Raw genomic sequence first — 15,585 nt, 5'->3', positions numbered from 1 at the left:
AGTAGACCTCGGCGACGCGGCGGATGAACAGAGAGATGCTGTAGCCGTCAACGAGCAGGATGTCGGTGATCAGGATCCATGCCCAGGTGCCGTTCTCGCGACGGACAAGGGTCGAGTTCGTCGTCGGTTCCCCGGCGGAGGCGGCTGGTGCTGCGGTGAGTTGCCCGCGGGCCAGTACCCGGATCTGGTCGTCGCCGTGGCCGATGTCGACGATCTTTGTCGAGAGTGTCGTGGTGGTGTCGACGTATTGAAATGGGACACCGTCGTCGTCGCCGAAACGTACCCGCAACGCGTCGGTCTCTGCGAAGACAGCACTGACCGAGGACGCGAACAGGGCCGGATCGACCGGGCCGTCCAGCCAGATCAGCTGACCCGCGCAAAATACCGAGGACTCGGGAGCAAGCTTCCGTGCCACCCAGTTGCCCCGCTGGCTCGCAGTCAACTCCACACGATCGAAAGTCGTCAACGGAAGCACACCCACTTCTCTTGAGACCAGGTCGAGCCGACCGGGGCAAGGATCACTGCAACCTTAATGAAGGTTAGGCTAACCTTACAACGCGGTGCCGCCCCCCCAGCACTGTCGAAGCGCTGTCCGGGAAACGCGGGGCACGGTGTGCGTGGTCAGGTCGTTTCGGTTGTGGGTGCCGCTGGTGGGCGTTCACGGCCCAAGGGCACGACTGACGGGGTACCGGCGACCGGATCGGGTACGACGAGGCAGCGGAGTCCGAAGACCTCGTGCACGAGGTCGGCGGTCACGATCTCAGCCGGCGGGCCTTCGGCGACGACATGGCCGTCTTTCATGGCGATCAGGTGGGTGGCATAGCGGGCGGCATGATTCAGGTCGTGCAGCACGGCGACCAGGGTGTGGCCGGCGTGGTGCAGGTCGGTGAACAGTTCCATCAGCTCGATCTGATGGGTGATGTCGAGGAAGGTCGTCGGCTCGTCGAGCAGCATGATGCCGGTGTGCTGCGCGAGCACCATGGCCACCCACACCCGCTGGCGCTGACCACCCGACAACTCGTCCACCAGACGGTGGGACAGGTCGGTGACCGAGGTTTGGTCCATCGCCCGCAGTACGGCCTGCTCGTCGGCCTCGGTCCACTGCCGGATGAACCCCTGATGCGGATACCGGCCCCTGGCCACCAGATCGCCCACGGATATGCCGTCGGGGGCGATGGAGGTCTGCGGCAGCAGTCCGACCCGCCGCGCCACCTCCTTGGTCTTGAAGGAGCTGATGTCGGCGCCGTCGAGAACGACCTGCCCTGCCGACGGTTTCAACAGCCTGGACAGGCCGCGGAGCAGGGTGGACTTGCCGCACGCGTTCGGACCCACGATCACCGTGAACGACTCGTCGGGGATCGCCACCGACAGCTCTCGGGAGATGACGCGTTTGTCGTAGCCGATCGTCGCCGACTCCACGTGGAGTCGTGAGCCGCTCGGGGACGGAGTGGACTTGGGTGCGTCTCCCGCTGCCGAAGGGCCGTCGACGGCGCTGGTGTGGGTACTCAAGGGCGTCTCCTGGCCTCGGTGATCAGCAGCCAGCCGAGGTACCCACCGCCGAGCATGACGGTGATGATGCCGACCGGCAACGGAGTTGGGGCGACGTGCTGGGCGAGGTAGTCCGCCGCCAGACAGAGCAGCGCGCCGACCAGGGCGGCGGGAGCGAGGGTGATCCCCGCGGTGCGGGTCAACCGGCGTCCGATCTGTGGCGCGAGCAGCGAAATGAACGCGATCGGGCCCGACGCGGCGGTGACCGTCGCGGTCAACGCCACCCCCAGCACGATCAGCCAGAGACGAGTTGCCGAGACCCGCACTCCCTGGGCCGCGGCCGCGTCGTCACCCAGCTCCAGTTGCCGCATCGGCCGGCTCGACATCGCCGCCAGCAGCAGGAGTACGGCGATGCAGGCGGCGCCGAAGGCGACCTGGGCCGAGGAGATGCCGTTGAGCGACCCGGCCCCCCATGTCGCGGCGGCCATCGCCTGGTCCAGGTCGGCTCTGAGGATCAGCCAGGTGTTGAGCGAGCTGAGCATCGCCGAGATGCCGATGCCCACGACGATCAGGCGGAACCCCTGCACGCCTCGCCGGTAGGCGAGCACGTACACGGCGACGGACGTCGCGATTCCGCCGATCAGGGCTCCGCCGGCCAATTGCCAGTAGGTTCCGTTGACGAGGAGGATCACGATCAGCGCCCCGGTGTAGGAGCCCTGGGAGAACCCGATGATGTAGGGGTCGGCGAGCGGGTTGCGCATCGTCGACTGAAAGGCCGCACCGCTCACCCCCAGCGCGGCGCCGAACACCAGCGCCGCGAGGACGCGGGGCAGCCGCCACTCGACCACGATGTCGTGGACGAGCCCGGTCTCCCCGCCGGTCAGCGCGGAGACCACCTGTCCTGGACTGAGCTGGTACGAGCCGGTCATCAGCGCGAGCACGGCCAGGCAGGCGACCGCCAGCGCGAGGACCGAGCAGACGGTGACCGAGCGCCAGTCGAGCCGGACCGCGACCCTCCGGCGCCGCAGCACCAGCACCCGCCGCCCGAAGTCCACGCGGCGCGTCCCCGGCGACCAGACAGTCCGGGAGGAACCAGCATGCGGATCGAGTCCGCTGGGCGCGCTCACAGCCCGCTCGCCTTCTTCTGCCGCACCAGCGCGATGAGCACGGGGGCGCCGACGAAGGAGGTGACGATGCCCACGGGGATCTCGCCGGGCCGCATCACGACCCGCCCGAGAATGTCGGAGGCCAGTAGCAGGATCGGGGCCAGCAGCGCGCTGTAGGCGAAGATCCAGCGCTGGTCCGGGCCGACGATCCAGCGCGCGACGTGCGGAACCATCAGTCCGACGAAGCTGATCGGCCCGGCGATCGCGGTGGCGCCGCCGGCGAGCAGGGTCAGCGCGATGATCGCGAGGATCCGGGTGCGCACCAGCCGGACGCCCTGGGCGACGGCCAGCTCGTCACCGAGGGCCATGGCGTTGAGCGGGCCTGACACCGCGAAGGCCAGGAGGAGCGCGATCGCGAAGAACGGCAGGGTCGGCCACAGCATGTCGAGCGGGCGGCTCACGATCGAACCGGCGTTCCAGGATCGCATCGCGTCGAAGGCGTCCGGGTTGGTCAGCTCAAGTGCCGAACCGGCACCACTGAGCACCGAGCCGACGCAGAGCCCGGCAAGAACCATCATCACCGGCGATTGGCCGCGTCGGTTCGATCCGAGGACGAGCACCATGAGTGTGACGATCAGCGCTCCGGCAAAGGCGAACCACATGTAGCCCTGGATGTCGCGGACTCCGAGCAGCCCCACGGCGACCGTCACCGCGAAGGAGGCGCCCGCGTTCAGTCCGAGGATGCCCGCATCGGCCAGCGGATTGCGGGTCAGCGCCTGGATCAATGCCCCCGAGACCCCCAGCGCGGTACCCACGACCAGTCCGACGATGGTGCGCGGCAGCCGGAAGTCCCGGATCGCGAACTGATCGATGTCGTTCGACGGGTGGAACAGGGCATCCCACACCACAGTGGGCGCGATGGCCGTCGATCCGATCATCATGCTCGCCACCAGCAACCCGAGGAGCACCGCGAGCGCGACGACCAGGCCGATCAGACGACGACGCGGTCCGGACACCGTCCCGGTGCCCGAACCGACGGGTCGTCGCAGCGCGAGGTCCGTCACTGCTCGGCAGGGAGGGTCGCCAGTGCGGTGTCGAGCGAGTCCAGGTACCGCAGAACGGAACCGTAGGAGTTGTTGCCGGGGCAGAAGACCCCGAGCGCGTTACCGGACTGCACGGTCGACAACTCCTTCCAGGTGTTGGTCTGGACCACCGGAGCGAAGACCTCTGTCGGCTGGCCCTCGGCGTCGGCAGGGTAGGTGATCACGTCGTACTCGGACAGCTCTGCGATCTGCTCGAACGGCAAGGACGTATAGGCCAAGGGGTCGGCACCGGCGGCCGCCTTGGGGAAGTTCAGGCCGATGTCGTCCTGGGCGATTTCGACGCACCCGATGTCCGCGATGACGAACGTCCCGGGATCGGAGTTTGCGTAGCGGTCGAGATTGACGAACCTGGTGTTCTCGATGACGTCCGAGTACGTCTGCTTCATCTCGGCGACGCGTCCCTCGTAGTCCGCTTTCTGCCGGTCGAGCGCATCTTCCAGGTTGCCGGCCTCCGCGATCGCCTCGGCGAGTGCCTTCCACTCGGTGTCGAGCCCCCAGAAGACTGTCGGGGCGATCGCCCCGAGTTGATCCTCGATCTTCTGGAACTCGGCATCGGGAATCTGGACCATGATGAGGTCCGGCTTGAGACTGGCGACCTTTTCGAGGTCCACCTCGTCACCGAGCTCCGTGGCTTTCTCAAACGTTGCGCGCTGCCCCTCCGGCAACAAGCTGAGTTCGGACTCGTCCACCCCGGTGACGCCTACCGGCTTGCCACCCATGTCGATGAACGGCAGGTCCGTGTTGCCGATCGTGACGACCCGCTGCGGGGCGGCGGGGACCTTGATGTCGCCGTTGCCGGCCTTGACGGTGTGGGTCTCGTCAGACCTGCCGGCGGCGTTGTCGCCACTGTCGCCGTCGCTGCCGCAGGCCGTGAGGACGAGCGCGGAGCTCAGGATCGCGGCGGTCAGGGCCGCGCCGCGTCCTCTCAGGGGTGTCGTGGTCATGGGCGTGCTCTACCTTTTCTTCTTCATTGGGCACGGGAGGTCAGTGGGTGCTGCACCGGTGACGACACTGCGATCCCCGCACGGAACACCAGACGGATGTCGTCATCGAATCCAGGGGAGTCGAAGGCCGACTGCGGGAAGCCGTTCGCCGAGGTGAACTCGCAGAGCTGCTCGCCGCTCAGCGTGATCCGTCGCTTCCTCTGCGTCAGGTCCACCACCCGCACGACTTCGACCTCCCGCAGGGTCAGGGGGTGCACCGTGAGACGGCGTGAGGTCTTCGGCATGCTGAGAGCGGGCCTTTCCGATCTTCTTCCGGCCTGATGAGGCCGCGCTCCATCGACGCAAGCCTCGGATTATATTAGGTAACCCTTACCTTAAAAGCCAGCCATGAACACCGGTGGCCCGCCGCCGACTTCGGGAGCACGGTCGGATTCGACAGGTCATCCCCGCCGTCCGTTGCTGATCTGGGTCCACACCGGCACAGCACACGTACGCATCGACGGCGCTGAGGCGTTCCATCTCAAGGCCGGAGCGGGCGCCTGGATTCCCGCGGACGGGTCGAACCACCGTGCGGTTGTGACCGAGCCGGGCACCGTTGCCGGCATAGTCGCAGCGTCGGGATAGATCAATGCAGAGCAGATCAACCCGGCCGTGGCGGGCGGCTTCCGTGCCGAGGGCGATCATCAGGTGCGATTTACCGGTGCCGGAGTCGCCGATCAGACACAGCGGCAGGCCCTTCTTCACCCATTCATGGTTGGCCAGTGAGTGCACGACGGCGGGGTCGATGTTGGGGTTGGCGGCCCTCGAAGAAGACCTCCTGGCCGGAGGAGGCGAACACCCGGTGCACGGCCTTGCCTGAATACGACGACCGAAACGAGCCCAGATAGCGTGTGACCTGCTCGCTGGCCAGCTTGACGCTGCTTGCGTGGCGAGGGCCACACCGGCTCCAACGCCGAAGCGACCGCGCAGTAGCCCACCTCGTACTCACACTGCAACGCCCGACTCGTCGGCCCAGCACGAGCTGACGACGGATCGCGGCGTAGTGATCGACCTTCAGAACCGGCGACATGCCCGCCTCCACCAACAGACCCGAAGGAGCCTGCCACCAAACCCAGTGGTGTCGGGACTCGCCTGCTGCTGCCCACAAGCACCCGTTCGCGATATCACCGGCTTGGTGCCGAAGGCTCACCTCACGCGAGAAGAAACCTGATCGTCCGCCCCTGGGACCGGCTCGGCGAGGTCGTTGCCCAAGGCGATGATGCGGTTGGTGGCGTCGACGTGTACGACCTTGGGCTGGTAGCCGGCCAGTTCGGACTCCTCGGCCAGCACGAAAGACATGATGATCACCAGGTCGCCGGGGTGGACGAGATGTGCCGCCGCACCGTTGATGCAGATGTCGCCACCTCCAGCGGGCCCGATGATGATGTAGGTCTCGAGACGGGCCCCGTTGGTGATGTCGACGACTTGAACTTTCTCACCTTCGGTCAGGCCCGCGGCACGCGCGAGGTCTTCATCGAGTGTCAGCGAACCCACGTAGTGCAAGTCGGCCTGGGTGACGGTCGCTCGGTGGATTTTTCCGCCCAGGACTTCGCGCAGCATGTCCGGCTCCTCTTTTTCTATGAGTTGTGCGGGGTGGGTTCTGCGGATCAGTCGATGATGTTCGGGCCGCCTTGCTACGCAAGGGCGGCATCGGAGGCGCCGGCGGCCTTGTCGGTGTTGTGTGTCTCGTACCGGGAAATGTGATCGCGCAACGACTTCGGGCGGATGTCGGTCCAGTGCTCGTCGATCCAGTCGAGTACTTCCTGGCGCGGTCTGCCGCCGGGTTCGCCGTACGCGATGCTCCAACCGGCCGGCACCGGCTTGAACGTCGGCCACAACGAGTGTTGCTCCTCACGGTTGATCAGCGCGTAGAAGGAACCGTTGTCGTCGTCGAACGGGTTCTGGGCCATGAGTGCTGCTCCTCGTTGTTCCTATCGGGGGTCGGTCCGGATCGCAGCAGGCAATCGTTGCTGGGTGGCGGGGTGATCGGGCTGCTCGCCGGTGATCGCACGCAGAATGTCGGCGGCGCGGATCGCGACGTTGGACAGCAGGGACGAGGTCAACCCGTGACTGTGCAGGACCCCGCCGTTGAGGAAGATCCGTTCGGGAACGCTGCGCAGACGCAGCCGGTAGTCACGCTCGACGACCGGGAGATCCCCCTCGAACGAGGACGACCCGTCAATGCTCGGCCCAAGCATGCTGCGGGTGTCCGCGGGACGGAACCCGGTGGCGAAGATGGCAGCGTCGACCTCAAGCGTGGTGCTGCCCCGGTTTCCCAGGTCACGGATCGTCACCGTGACCCCGTCGGAGCCCTCGCTCAACCGCTCGATCCCGGTGACCCGGTGCACGATCAGCCGACGCACACCACGCGTGCTTTCGTCGTACTCACGCCGGTAGAGATCCTTGATGAGGTCGGCATCGACGGCGGAGTAGTTGGTCTGCCAGTGATAGTCCAGCAGTTGCTGCTTGAGCTCCGGCGGTGCCGTGTAGAACTCGTCAACCGCCTCCGGATCGAAGACGCGGTTAGCGTAGGGCGTGTCATCGGACGGGGTATAGCCGTACCGGCGGAAGGACGCGTGTACTTCGGCATCGGGATACGAATCGTGCAGGTACGCAGCGACCTCCGCCGCACTTTGCCCGGACCCTACGACAAGGAAACGGCCGTGCGGCCGCGAGGGCAACTCGGCGAGCCTGTTCAGCAACTGATGGTTGTGGAACACCCTGGCTCCCGGCACGATCCCCTCCGGCAGCACCGGCCGGATACCGGAGCCGATCACCACATGACGTGCCGCGACCCTCGTCACCTCCGAGCCGTCGACCACGGACGTGAGCGTGACCTCGAACCTCCCGCCACTCCAGTCGATACAGGTCGCCTTCGTACCGTAGGAGACCGGAAGGTCGATCCGGCTCGCGGCCCAGCTCAGGTACCCGTGGAACTCACGTCTCGTCGGGAAGAACGTCTTGAGATTGATGAAGTCGGACACCCGCCCCTGCTCATGCAGATAGTTCAGAAAGGTGAACGGACTGGTCGGGGTCCGCAGCGAGACCAGATCTTTCAGGAAACTGATCTGCATGGTCGCGCCCGGCAACAACATCCCGTCATGCCACCCGAACCGCCGCCGGACATCGACAAACCTCGCCGTCAGCCGCCGGCCCGCACGACGACGATCATTGAGTTCCTCAATCGCGATCGCCAGGCTCAGATTTGACGGCCCGAAACCGATGCCAAGAATGTCGACCTCGCCGTCGGCACAATCTCCCGGTCCGAGACAACGGTCACCGCCATTGATCAACTCATCCTTCGCCATCCGGCAATGGCCCCTTTGTCACAGGTCGCGAACGAACGGCGCAATGACCGGCCATCCCTCATCGAGGGCCAACCATAGCACCAACAACTTAGGTAAACCTAACTTCGGTCGGTGTGCGCCGCAAGCCACCGCGGCGACGCACCCCTTGAGGAGATCGCCGGTCCGATCGGCGGCCGACGCTCGTCCCGAGGTTGGCGGGCCGCACGGCGGCTTCCGGCCGCACGTGTGCACGCGTCCTGAGCAGCGGCTCAGGCGAGCGAGCCGGCACGTCGCCCGATCACCGTTCCCGCGGTCAGGCCAGCGCCTGTCGGGTAGTTCGCGCTGAAGAGTCCGCCGAGCGTTTCACCGCACGCGAAGAGTCCGGGGATGGGCTCACCCGACCGGTCGAGCACCCGGCCGTCAACGTCACCGCGAAGGCCACCGAAGGTGAAACTGATTCCACAAGTCACCGGATACGCGTAGTACGGCGGCGCCTCGACCGCCGATGCCCAATTGCTCTTGACGGGCTCCACCGCTGCGCTGCGGCCATCCTTGATCGTCGGATCGAGCGGACGGCTGGTGTCGATCGATGAGTTGAACTCCCGAACCGTCTGCACGAATCCGTCGACATCGACATCCATGGCCGCGGCAAGCTCCTCGACGCTGTTGGCGACGACCGGGACGATCCCGGGCATCTCGTACTCGTACGCCGCCAGCATCGGGCGCGACTTCGCATCGAATACCTGAAACGCTACCGAACCCGGCTGTTCCAGGATCACCTTGCCGTACTTCGCGTACGTATAGTTGCGAAAGTCCGCGCCTTCGTCGAAGAACCGTTGACCCCGGCGGTTGACAACGATGCCGAGCGGATAGCCGTACCGGCTGAGCCGGTTCGTCAAGGCGCGATTGCTCTCGTTCTCGGGAAATGACGCGTCCCACGGAACACTATGGCAAGTCGACCAGTCGCCTCCACGATCTGCACCTATCTCCAGCGCCGCGCCGATCAGGTCACCGGTGTTGTACGGCGTGCCACGCACCTTCGCGTGCTGCCAGCCGTCTCCCAGGTAGCGCTGACGCCATTGCGCATTCGCCTCGAAACCGCCGCTGGCGATCACCACCGACTCCGCTGGAAGCTCCTGATCGCCTATCCGAACGCCAACGACCGAACCACCATCAGTCATCAGCCCCGTGACCGAGCAGTTGTAGTGCACCTCGACTCCGAGTCGTGATGCGACGCGCTCATGGACCGACATCAGCCCAGGTCCGCCGTCGACGTTGCACACGTGCGAGCCACCCCAGAACACGAAGGTCCCGTCGGGACGCTCGTGAGCTTGCCGCTCGTACATCAGTTGGAATCGCAGCCCCAATGCATGCAGCCAGCGGACAGCGTCACGCGAGCCTTCGACGACAGCCTCGGCAAGTTCCTTGTCGCCCCGCCCTCCGGTGACCCGCTCCAGATCGGCCAGGAACTCCGCCGCCGGATACGGCGGGACCTCAGTACGCGCGTGACGCTCGTCAGGCTCAAGGACGGCGAGCAGGTCGCCGAGCCCGTCGTGCACCATCCGGGTCGAACCCAGGGTGTAGTAGCTGTTCCCGCCGGCATACGCCCGCGGCGCCTTCTCCAGCAGTACTATGCGTCGCCCACGCTCGGCCGCCGCGTGAGCTGCGCAGTAACCGGCGTTTCCGCCGCCCACCACAACAACCTCCGGATCGCGCATGTCCACCTCCCCACCGACAGCCACATTCCTTCGGGAACCAAGCTGCCTCGTCAACCCAGGTGAATTGCCACCGATAACCCGACCGGCCGGCATCGACCGTGGCCAGGCTGAGCGGCGGCACTGTCCGTGTGAGCCGCAGCCGGTCCCTGGTCCGCCGTTCAGCCTGCAGCAACGCAGCTTAGCCTTACCTAAGTTGAATGTTCGTGTGTTCTGGACCACTGCCACTGATGTGACCGGTCGGGTGAGGGAGCGTGCGCGGTGGCTTGACGGCCGGGTTGAAGGTGATCAACCGAGCCTCGCCGTACATCGCGTCGTTGAGCTCCTACGGGGTGGCTCTGCTTCGTTGGTAGACACCTTCGACCACCTCGATCGAACTCCGCGGAACCGGGCCCCTCCTGGGGCTGCTGGAGGGGGTGTTGACCCGGCCCGGCGTGAGGCCGTTCGGTGGTGCCGAAACCGACCACCAGACGATGTCAGAGCGCGCATCCGCAGCCAACCAGTGCGCGTCAACCCGCTGAGCCCCTTGGCTTGATGGCGCTTGCGCCGCTGAAGCAGCTTCCGGCATCCAGACCCGCCCCCGCTCGCAGATCCCATCCGTGAGACTCCGGCCGTGAGACTCAGGCACTGGAGCCGGGTGGTCAACATAGGTTAGGCTAACCATATGACTCGAGTTGCTGTGTTGGGGGCCCGCGGGCGGATGGGCGTGGCGTCGGTCCGCGCAATTGAGGCCAGCTCCGACTTGACCGTGGTTGCCGAGGTCGACGTTGATGACGACGTCCAGGACATCGTCGACCACAACGCTGATGTCGTGCTCGTGTTCTCGCCACCGGACGTTGCCCACGAGCAAGTCCAGTGGTGCATCAAGCAAGGGATGCATGTGGTGGTGGGGACATCCGGCTTCGACGAGCGGGCTGTGGAGCAGATCCGCGCCGCGCTGGTCGACCATGGTGACGTCAGCGTGTTCGTCGTTCCGAACTTCTCGGTCGGTGCGGTGCTGATGACCAAGTTCGCCACAAAGGCCGCCCCGTTCTTCGAGTCTGTCGAGATCATCGAGATGCATCATCCTGGCAAGGTGGACGCGCCATCGGGAACGGCGCTGCACACGGCCGAACTGATCGGTCGCGCTCGCGCCGAAGCGGGTTGCGCCCCATCACCCGATGCCACCTACCTCGACCCACATGGCGTGCGGGGCGGGCGGATCGAGGGAGTCTCCGTACACTCGGTCCGAGTCCGTGGGTTCATGTCGTCGCAAGAGGTGCTGTTCGGCGTCGACGGCGAAATTCTGAGGCTGCGATACGACTCCGTAACACGCGAGTCCCTCATGCCCGGAGTGCTCACCGCGCTACGCGCCGTCCCAAATCTCACCGGAGTGACGGTCGGACTCGACGCCGTACTGGGCCTGGACTGAAACGAAGCAACGACAGGGCAACGTATGGACCTTGCACCAGGTCCTGGCGCTGGTCGGCGCCGGATACCGGGTGGCGGCCTTCGATGCCCGCGGGATCAGCCCGATGCCTCGGCAGGCAGATTCCGACTTTCTCCGCATGACGATCAACGACCTGGTCGACGATGTCGCGAAACTGATAGCGCACCTCGGTGGACCGCGCACGTGGTCGGAACGTCACTGAGCTCTTTCAGGCCGGCCATCCCGCACGCGTTGGTCGAGTGGCTGACCATGCTTATCGTCACCCGCGAGGGTGACCGTCGCTGCAAGCTTCCGCCGCACCGGCGTGCCCTGGTCGCGCTGGTGTACCCGCGTAAGCACGAGTCATTGGCCCAGATCGCCGTCGCCTTCGGGATCTCGGTCGGCACCGTCCACGCCTACGTGCACAGGGTCGTGGGCCAGGTGGCGGAAGAGATCCACCTGGACCCCGGAGAAGGCCTCCACATGGTCGCCGTTGAGGCGAAAGCCGTGATCGGTACCGGCGAAGGCATCGCCGAGCAGCCCGTGTGTGATGTCCTGGACGCTGCCCGCGGCAGGATGCTCCAACGCCTTGAAGAACGCTCTGCCCTGACGCTTCGTCAATTGCCGCGCCGTGGCCCGGCCCGCTCCGGCGAACGCCGTCAGCCGGCGGCGTCGGTGTGCGCCAAGGTTTGCTGAAACCATGCGAAGTGCTCAGGCTTGACCTGGCAGCCGGGCTCGGGATCGAAGGTGCGCCCGTTCTCCTCGGGGCGCTCCTTCATGGACGGCGCCGGCGAGGAGGTGTACTACTGCTTCGCCTGCCAAGCCCGCTACAACCCACAAGAGTTGACAAACTGCGGGGGATGCGGGTGCCTCTGGCCGCACGAGGGCGACGATGACGGGACCACCCAGACACTCTGCGGCGACTGCCGGCGCGGTATCGAGGAGGAGGAACTGGCCAGCCGGTGGTGACACCCCGCCCCCTCGCTGCGTGCACGCTCAGATCGGCTGCGGATGGCAAGAGACGGTTCGCCCGCCCCGCTCTGGCTACGACGACGCATCACACGTGTGACCACGGCACCCCCCTCACCCCGACGCCGTGAGGTGCTGACGACGCCGCGGAGTCCGGCGCATGCTCCGTCGGGACGTCCGGATCGGTTCGCTCTCAGCGGCCGACTGCTCCGCGAACACCAGCGCGACGATCTCCTATGTGATCTCCCGTCGCGGCAAATCTCTCCGGCCCGCTCCAGCCGCACGGCCAACTCGGCCGCCGCAGCTTCAAGTTCCTGCCTTGCCCCGCGGCCTACGGCGAAGTGGGGGGAACGCGGGGCAAGGAGCTCTGCGGTCAGGGACTGGGCCGACGTCAAGCCGCGCTGCTGTCGCCCGGACGCGGCGAACTGCGAGGCCGGGAGTTTGGCGAGTAGCGGGCCTGTTTCACCCGTCGGATGTCGCATGCACCTGCTCAGTGATGCAGACCAATTGCTGGTGGCAGCTGGAGGACCGGCTGAACGCAGGACCGGACCTCCAGCCCGTTGTGCTGTACCTCGGACTGAGTCGTGGGGGACTCAGCAGCCGTAGTTGATCAGATCGAAGGACTCGTAGTGGTCGGCCGTGTAGTAGTCCTCCCGGGTCTCCTCACCGGTGACGATGCGGCGCGCGCCGCGTGTGGAGGAGCCCGGCGTGATCACGGTGTACTCGTGATAGTAGCCAGAGGACTGACTTGGCAGGATGCCTTCCCGGTTCTGGAAGACGGTCCCGTCCTGCGAGTACGGGTAGGGGCCGCCCTGCTCGATCAGCTCCAGGGTGTCGTACGCCTGGGAGGGCAGGTCGCTGTAGCAGATGCTGCCGACCGCGGCGGCCGCCGGGGACGCGGTGGCGACAGTGCCGCCGACGAGGAGGGCGGACAGGACGGCGGCTGCGGCGCCGATGCGGGTGATTCGTGGGGGGAATCTCATGCCATCATGATGACGCGCGTAGACAGTGGCATGTCAATGACAACTCCGGAGAATTTTCCGCCAGGCCCGATGAGTTTTCGCGAAGTTAACGTGCGCTCGAACGCCACCACGTCGCCCTCACACGCAGGCTGCCGCCTGGTGATGCATGGACGGAGCTGCTCGTTCAACAGCCCAGGAACGGTGCGCACGCCCGGCGCTGGCGTGCGGCTGCTGAGCCCGGCGACCGGCTCGACCACCTAGGAACGGTGCGACCGGCCGCCCTTCTGAACGAAACCCATGGTCGTGTGAGAACGCTCGCCCCGCGGCCCCCCACAGTCATTGCCGCGGGGCGAGGCCATGTCGACGGAGGCCCTTGAACCGTCCGAGGACCCACGCCGAAAGCCTGCGCCCGCCGAGGGGACCTTGGGATCTGTGGCCGACGCTGCCCTGAAGGCCGTAGACGCTGCGGCTGCGGCCCGCCGAGGGGGCACGGCCCGCTCCCCGCTGGCGCCCCTCCCGTCCGTGCCCGTTCACACCGTCGTGGAGGCGGCCCCGCCCGGGATCTCCGCCAGGCGTACTGGTCTTCGCTCGCGCCGGGACAGGTCGCAGGCATCGGCGATCCGCAGCGACTGCAGGGCCTCGCGGCCGTCACACGGGTTGGCGCGCTCGCCCCGCACCACCTCGATGAACGCGGACAGTTCGGCCTCGTAGGCGGGCCCGAAGCGTTCCAGGAAACCGGTCCATGGCTTGTCCGCGGCGGGCGGCCCGGTCGGCTCGGTGGACGCGATGGGCGTACGGTCGTCCAGCCCGACCACGATCTGGTCCAGCTCCCCGGCGAGTTCCATGCGGACGTCGTACCCCGCCCCGTTCAGCCGCGTCGCCGTGGCCGTGGCGAGTGTGCCGTCGTCGAGGGTGAGGACGGCCGCGGCCGTGTCGATGTCGCCGGCCTGCCGGAACATCGCGGGACCGGCGTCCGATCCGGCCGCGTAGACATCGGCGACCTCGTGCCCCGTCACCCAGCGCAGCACGTCGAAGTCGTGGATCAGCGTGTCCCGGTACAGCCCGCCGGACAGCGGCAGATAGGCGGCCGGCGGCGGCGCCTGGTCCGAGGTCAGGGCCCGCACGGTGTGCAGCCGCCCCAGCCGTCCGGAGCGCACCGCCTCCCGCGCCCCCGCGTAGCCGGCGTCGAAGCGGCGCTGGAACCCCATCTGGAGAACTGTTCCCGCGGTCTCGACCTCGGCGATCGCCTGTAGGGTGCCCGGCAGGTCGAGGGCGATGGGCTTCTCGCAGAACACCGGCAGCCCCGAGCGTGCCGCCCGGCCGATCAGGTCGGCGTGGGCGGATGTCGCCGCCGTGATCACCACGGCGTCCACGCCCCAGCGGAAGATCTCGTCCACCCCGGGTGCGGCCGTCTCGCCCAGCCGCTGCGCCAGCTCCTGCGCCCTCTCCCGGTTCGCGTCCGTGAGGATGAGCGAGCCGACCTCGCGATGGCGGCTGAGCGTGTTCGCGTGAATGGTGCCGATTCGCCCCGTACCGATGACCCCGATGCGCATGAAATCCAAAGTGCGGCCCCGGCCCGTACCCTGTCAATGCGTATGTCCGGACAACCGAACTACACAACTTCCCGTCAACCGCTCACAGAGCTACGCTCGGCCCGTGCCGAAACCAGAAGTGGACCCGACCGTGCAGCTCGCCCTCAGTGTGGACCGGAGCAGTCCGGTGCCGTTGTACTTCCAGCTGTCCCAGCAGCTCGAAGCCGCGATCGAGCACGGGGCGCTCACTCCCGGCAGTCTGCTGGGCAATGAGATCGAGCTCGCCGCACGCCTCGGACTGTCCCGGCCCACCGTCCGCCAGGCCATACAGTCCCTGGTCGACAAGGGCCTGCTGGTCCGTCGTCGAGGCGTCGGCACCCAGGTCGTGCACAGCCAGGTCAAACGCCCGCTGGAGCTCAGCAGCCTCTACGACGACCTGGAGGCGGCCGGCCAGCGCCCCGCGACCCGGGTCCTCGTCAACACGGTCGTCCCCGCGTCCGCGGAGGTCGCGGCCGCCCTCGGCGTCGGTGAGGGCACCGAGGTCCACCGCGTCGAGCGGCTGCGGCTGGCGCACGGCGAGCCGATGGCGTACCTCTGCAACTTCCTGCCGCCCGGTCTGCTGGACCTGGACACCGCGCAGTTGGAGGCCACCGGCCTGTACCGGCTGATGCGTGCCGCCGGGATCACCCTGCACAGCGCCCGTCAGTCGATCGGCGCCCGCGCGGCCGGCGCCGTCGAGGCGGAACGGCTCGGCGAACCCGAGGGCGCCCCGCTGCTCACCATGCAGCGCACCACCTTCGACGACACCGGCCGCGCGGTGGAGTTCGGCACCCACACCTACCGGCCGGCGCGCTACTCGTTCGAGTTCCAGCTCCTCGTACGACCGTAGGAGCCGGGGGCGGGGAGCACTCCGCGAGGGTCGTGTTCGTCTCAATGTCAGGACAATGAGGCCGGTTCATGGGCGAGATGGGGCTCCGCCGCGATGAACCCGCACTCGGCAACGACTGCGCATCCCCTTTGCTCCCCCGTTCG

At 66.9% G+C, this 15,585-nt stretch carries 16 protein-coding genes and 2 pseudogenes; 5 read left to right on the top strand and 13 right to left on the bottom strand.

What is annotated here, in order from left to right; translation table 11 throughout:
• From GFH49_RS19375 to tcuA, 11 genes and pseudogenes are all read right to left on the bottom strand, one after another.
• The coding region (locus GFH49_RS19375; protein ID WP_230396379.1) for a condensation domain-containing protein at positions 1 to 475 on the bottom strand (475 nt) is incomplete at its 3' end.
• Positions 476 to 621: 146 nt separating this feature from the next.
• Positions 622 to 1,509: an ABC transporter ATP-binding protein gene (locus tag GFH49_RS19370; protein ID WP_155057333.1), complete on the bottom strand. Its 888-nt coding sequence runs from the start codon at positions 1,507 to 1,509 to the stop codon at positions 622 to 624.
• Positions 1,506 to 2,543 (bottom strand): FecCD family ABC transporter permease, encoded by a 1,038-nt coding sequence (locus GFH49_RS19365; RefSeq protein ID WP_155057332.1) that lies wholly within the window; start codon positions 2,541 to 2,543, stop codon positions 1,506 to 1,508. Before GFH49_RS19365 ends, GFH49_RS19370 begins: the two co-directional genes overlap by 4 nt.
• A 68-nt stretch (positions 2,544 to 2,611) precedes the next feature.
• Positions 2,612 to 3,658, bottom strand: a complete 1,047-nt coding sequence (locus GFH49_RS19360; RefSeq protein ID WP_230396378.1) for a FecCD family ABC transporter permease — start codon at positions 3,656 to 3,658, stop codon at positions 2,612 to 2,614.
• Complete coding sequence (locus GFH49_RS19355) at positions 3,655 to 4,641, bottom strand: ABC transporter substrate-binding protein (protein ID WP_155057331.1); 987 nt, start codon at positions 4,639 to 4,641, stop codon at positions 3,655 to 3,657. Before GFH49_RS19355 ends, GFH49_RS19360 begins: the two co-directional genes overlap by 4 nt.
• Before the next feature lie 23 nt (positions 4,642 to 4,664).
• Positions 4,665 to 4,925, bottom strand: a complete 261-nt coding sequence (locus GFH49_RS19350; protein ID WP_230396377.1) for an SIP domain-containing protein — start codon at positions 4,923 to 4,925, stop codon at positions 4,665 to 4,667.
• Between the two features lie 298 nt (positions 4,926 to 5,223).
• Positions 5,224 to 5,517, bottom strand: a pseudogene (locus GFH49_RS41735) (ATP-binding protein); the annotation flags it as partial.
• A 309-nt stretch (positions 5,518 to 5,826) separates the two neighbouring features.
• A complete protein-coding gene (panD, locus tag GFH49_RS19340; protein ID WP_155057330.1) occupies positions 5,827 to 6,240 on the bottom strand; it encodes an aspartate 1-decarboxylase in 414 nt (137 codons plus the stop codon).
• A 74-nt stretch (positions 6,241 to 6,314) separates the two neighbouring features.
• Positions 6,315 to 6,590, bottom strand: a complete 276-nt coding sequence (locus GFH49_RS19335) for an MbtH family protein (protein WP_155057329.1) — start codon at positions 6,588 to 6,590, stop codon at positions 6,315 to 6,317.
• Between the two features lie 21 nt (positions 6,591 to 6,611).
• Positions 6,612 to 7,988, bottom strand: coding sequence for a lysine N(6)-hydroxylase/L-ornithine N(5)-oxygenase family protein (locus GFH49_RS19330; RefSeq protein WP_196218055.1), 1,377 nt, complete (start codon positions 7,986 to 7,988; stop codon positions 6,612 to 6,614).
• A gap of 248 nt (positions 7,989 to 8,236) precedes the next feature.
• On the bottom strand, positions 8,237 to 9,685 hold the full coding sequence (tcuA, locus tag GFH49_RS19325; RefSeq protein WP_155057328.1) for an FAD-dependent tricarballylate dehydrogenase TcuA: 1,449 nt from the start codon (positions 9,683 to 9,685) through the stop codon (positions 8,237 to 8,239).
• 661 nt (positions 9,686 to 10,346) lie between these two features.
• Here tcuA and dapB point away from each other — a divergent pair.
• The 4 genes and pseudogenes from dapB (at position 10,347) to GFH49_RS19305 (ending at position 12,059) form a co-directional block, all read left to right on the top strand.
• Positions 10,347 to 11,093, top strand: a complete 747-nt coding sequence (gene dapB, locus GFH49_RS19320) for a 4-hydroxy-tetrahydrodipicolinate reductase (protein ID WP_155057327.1) — start codon at positions 10,347 to 10,349, stop codon at positions 11,091 to 11,093.
• A 31-nt stretch (positions 11,094 to 11,124) separates the two neighbouring features.
• The gene (locus tag GFH49_RS19315; RefSeq protein ID WP_155057326.1) at positions 11,125 to 11,313 is read left to right on the top strand and encodes an alpha/beta fold hydrolase family protein; all 189 of its coding nucleotides are present in this window, start codon (positions 11,125 to 11,127) and stop codon (positions 11,311 to 11,313) included.
• 47 nt (positions 11,314 to 11,360) lie between these two features.
• Positions 11,361 to 11,540 (top strand): annotated as a pseudogene (locus tag GFH49_RS19310) (helix-turn-helix domain-containing protein); the annotation flags it as partial.
• Between the two features lie 267 nt (positions 11,541 to 11,807).
• Positions 11,808 to 12,059, top strand: a complete 252-nt coding sequence (locus GFH49_RS19305; RefSeq protein ID WP_155057325.1) for a hypothetical protein — start codon at positions 11,808 to 11,810, stop codon at positions 12,057 to 12,059.
• Between the two features lie 593 nt (positions 12,060 to 12,652).
• Here the strand turns inward: GFH49_RS19305 and GFH49_RS19300 are convergent.
• Complete coding sequence (locus tag GFH49_RS19300) at positions 12,653 to 13,042, bottom strand: guanyl-specific ribonuclease (RefSeq protein ID WP_155057324.1); 390 nt, start codon at positions 13,040 to 13,042, stop codon at positions 12,653 to 12,655.
• A 509-nt stretch (positions 13,043 to 13,551) separates the two neighbouring features.
• On the bottom strand, positions 13,552 to 14,574 hold the full coding sequence (locus GFH49_RS19295) for a Gfo/Idh/MocA family protein (protein WP_155057323.1): 1,023 nt from the start codon (positions 14,572 to 14,574) through the stop codon (positions 13,552 to 13,554).
• Positions 14,575 to 14,704: 130 nt separating this feature from the next.
• Between GFH49_RS19295 and GFH49_RS19290 the strand changes: the two genes are divergently transcribed.
• Positions 14,705 to 15,442, top strand: a complete 738-nt coding sequence (locus tag GFH49_RS19290) for a GntR family transcriptional regulator (protein ID WP_155057322.1) — start codon at positions 14,705 to 14,707, stop codon at positions 15,440 to 15,442.
• Positions 15,443 to 15,585: the final 143 nt, after the last annotated feature.

It is taken from the genome of Streptomyces blattellae (assembly GCF_009709555.1).
Classification (GTDB): domain Bacteria; phylum Actinomycetota; class Actinomycetes; order Streptomycetales; family Streptomycetaceae; genus Streptomyces; species Streptomyces blattellae.
Note: the sequence above shows the minus strand (reverse complement) of the source record. Positions and strands in the feature narration are given on the sequence as shown.

Coding starts and splice junctions, on each gene's coding strand:
- GFH49_RS19300 (WP_155057324.1), bottom strand. CDS start 13,042: ATGAGATTCCCCCCACGAATCACCCGCATCGGCGCCGCAGCCGCCGTC.
- dapB (WP_155057327.1), top strand. CDS start 10,347: ATGACTCGAGTTGCTGTGTTGGGGGCCCGCGGGCGGATGGGCGTGGCG.
- tcuA (WP_155057328.1), bottom strand. CDS start 9,685: ATGCGCGATCCGGAGGTTGTTGTGGTGGGCGGCGGAAACGCCGGTTAC.
- panD (WP_155057330.1), bottom strand. CDS start 6,240: ATGCTGCGCGAAGTCCTGGGCGGAAAAATCCACCGAGCGACCGTCACC.
- GFH49_RS19350 (WP_230396377.1), bottom strand. CDS start 4,925: ATGCCGAAGACCTCACGCCGTCTCACGGTGCACCCCCTGACCCTGCGG.
- GFH49_RS19355 (WP_155057331.1), bottom strand. CDS start 4,641: ATGACCACGACACCCCTGAGAGGACGCGGCGCGGCCCTGACCGCCGCG.
- GFH49_RS19295 (WP_155057323.1), bottom strand. CDS start 14,574: ATGCGCATCGGGGTCATCGGTACGGGGCGAATCGGCACCATTCACGCG.
- GFH49_RS19330 (WP_196218055.1), bottom strand. CDS start 7,988: ATGGCGAAGGATGAGTTGATCAATGGCGGTGACCGTTGTCTCGGACCG.
- GFH49_RS19335 (WP_155057329.1), bottom strand. CDS start 6,590: ATGGCCCAGAACCCGTTCGACGACGACAACGGTTCCTTCTACGCGCTG.